This is a genomic window from Pseudophaeobacter sp., from assembly GCF_039971195.1.
In the GTDB taxonomy this organism is placed as follows: Bacteria; Pseudomonadota; Alphaproteobacteria; order Rhodobacterales; family Rhodobacteraceae; genus Pseudophaeobacter.
The window spans coordinates 1-2,226 of record NZ_JBDWPJ010000006.1; the positions used below are offsets into that span (position 1 = coordinate 1).

Here is a 2,226-nt window from a genome sequence, read left to right on the forward strand (position 1 = left end):
ACGGTAGAGCCCCGGTATGGGCACAAACCGCGCCCCCGCTGCGTCCCGCTCAAATGTCGCCCATCTGGGCAGGACCGACCGCCCCAGCCCATCTGCCACCATGCGGGCAATGCTTTCCAGCGCATCCATTTCCGCCAGGATCTTGGGATCCGGCTCCTGCGACATCAGCGCCTGCCAGCATGGCCCACCGCCCCAGGCTTCCCGGCTGTACAGGATCACCGGTAGTTTTTGGTCGCCCTGTTGCGGCAAGAGCCAGCCAATAGGCTGCTGCGAAAGCGCCGTAAACCGCATGGTCTTGGGCAAGGGAAACTCCGGACGCACAATCAATGCCGCATCCAGCCGCTCAGCCTCGAATTCCGCAAAAAGCGCACTGGAGGCGCCGGGGATCAGTTGCAGCTCCACCTGCGGCGCGGCCTGGCGCAGCCCGGCCACCAGATCAGAGGCATGGTCTCCAATCGCGGTTGAAATCGCCCCCAACCGCAGACGGCCCTGCAGGACCTCCGCCTGCAGATCTGCCTTCAACGCCGCTTCCTCGCGCAGCATCTGGCGCAATCGCGGCAACATCACCCGGCACTCTGGCGTCGGCTGCATCACCCGCCCGGCCCGCAACAACAGCGGCACCTGCAACTGCGCTTCCAGGGCGGCCACGCGCTGCGTCACCGCCGAGGCAGTGATGCCGCCCAACCGGGCAGCCGCAGCCAGCGATCCCTCATCGATCACCGCAATCAAGCTGGAAACAAACCGTAAATCCATTAGCAAACCTTGTGTCTGAACGCAGAAAAGCAAGCTAGGGTTTTCTGCGCAACCCCCTTACATCTGCTTCAGCAACTAAGGAGCACCCGACATGAGCATCTTTCACCTCGCCTATCATGTGAATGATCTGGACAAAGCCCGCGCCTTCTACGGCGGACTTTTGGGCTGCACTGAGGGCCGCAGCACCAAAACCTGGGTGGATTTCAACTTCTTTGGCCATCAGATCTCACTGCACCTGGGGCCCGTGTCTGCCACCGCCAATACCGGAAAGGTCGGCAACCACATGGTGCCCATGCCGCATCTCGGAGTGATCCTGCCCCAGGCGGATTGGCAGGTCCTGGCCGATCACCTGACCAAAGCCGGACTTGACTTCACCCTGTCCCCCACCACACGGTTTGCGGGCGAGCCAGGCGAACAAAGCACCATGTTCTTTCATGACCCCGCCGGCAATCCGATCGAGATCAAGGGCTTCAAGGATATGACCGGAGTATTTGCCACATGATCAAAGTCCAGTTTGCCGCCCGTTCCGAACGCTGGGCAACCTATGAGGCACCGCTCACTACAGCCTTTGCCGAGGCGGGGCTTGAGGTCGACCTGCGCCAGGAGCATCCCACAGCAGAGGTGGACTATGTCATTTACGCGCCCAATTCCGACCTGCAGGATTTCACCCCCTATCGCCGCTGTAAGGCGGTGCTCAGCCTCTGGGCCGGGGTAGAGCAAATTGCTCCCAATAAAACTCTGACCCAGCCGCTGTGCCGGATGGTTGATCCCGGATTGACGGCCGGCATGGTGGAATGGGTGACAGGCCATGTGCTGCGCTACCATCTGGATATCGACCGCGGCCTCAAAACCCAGGATCGTTGGGACCCTGTGGTGCCGCCCCTGGCCCAGGAGCGCCCTGTTACCGTGCTGGGGCTCGGCGCCCTCGGGTCGGCCTGCGCCACCACACTTGCCGGCCTCGGCTTTCCAGTCACCGGCTGGTCACGCGCCGCCAAATCCATTTCCGGGATCCGCTGCGAAGACGGCAGCGAGGGCCTGCAGAATGCCCTGCAGGATGCTCGGATCGTGGTTTTGCTACTGCCAGATACCAAGGCTACGGAAAACACCCTCAATGCGCAAACCCTGGCCCTGCTGCCGCGTGGCGCCCGTATCATCAATCCCGGTCGCGGCCCGCTGATCGACGATGATGCCCTGTTGTCAGCGTTGAACACCGGGCAGATCGCCCATGCCACTCTGGATGTCTTCCGCACCGAGCCCCTGCCCGCCGATCACCCCTATTGGGCCCATCCGAATGTGACGGTGACCCCGCATATTGCAGCCGAAACCCGCCCAAAGACAGCCGCACAGATGATCGCCCAGAACATCCGGCGCGGCGAAGAGAACAAGCCGTTTCTCAATCTGGTCGACCGCCAATTGGGCTACTGAGCCCCAACACCACATATCACTTTTCCAAAAATATTCCGGGGGAGGGCG

3 protein-coding genes are annotated in these 2,226 nt (G+C 61.9%); 2 read left to right on the forward strand and 1 reads right to left on the reverse strand.

Features of this window, described 5'->3' with window-relative positions; translation table 11 throughout:
• The coding region (locus tag ABJP42_RS00220; RefSeq protein WP_348337861.1) for a LysR family transcriptional regulator at positions 1–753 on the reverse strand (753 nt) is incomplete at its 3' end.
• Positions 754–844: 91 nt separating this feature from the next.
• Here ABJP42_RS00220 and ABJP42_RS00225 point away from each other — a divergent pair.
• Together ABJP42_RS00225 and ABJP42_RS00230 are read left to right on the forward strand one after the other, a co-directional pair.
• Positions 845–1,255 (forward strand): VOC family protein, encoded by a 411-nt coding sequence (locus ABJP42_RS00225; RefSeq protein WP_348337862.1) that lies wholly within the window; start codon positions 845–847, stop codon positions 1,253–1,255.
• Complete coding sequence (locus ABJP42_RS00230; RefSeq protein WP_348337863.1) at positions 1,252–2,178, forward strand: 2-hydroxyacid dehydrogenase; 927 nt, start codon at positions 1,252–1,254, stop codon at positions 2,176–2,178. Before ABJP42_RS00225 ends, ABJP42_RS00230 begins: the two co-directional genes overlap by 4 nt.
• Positions 2,179–2,226 lie beyond the last annotated feature (48 nt).

Coding starts and splice junctions, on each gene's coding strand:
- ABJP42_RS00225 (WP_348337862.1), top strand. CDS start 845: ATGAGCATCTTTCACCTCGCCTATCATGTGAATGATCTGGACAAAGCC.
- ABJP42_RS00230 (WP_348337863.1), top strand. CDS start 1,252: ATGATCAAAGTCCAGTTTGCCGCCCGTTCCGAACGCTGGGCAACCTAT.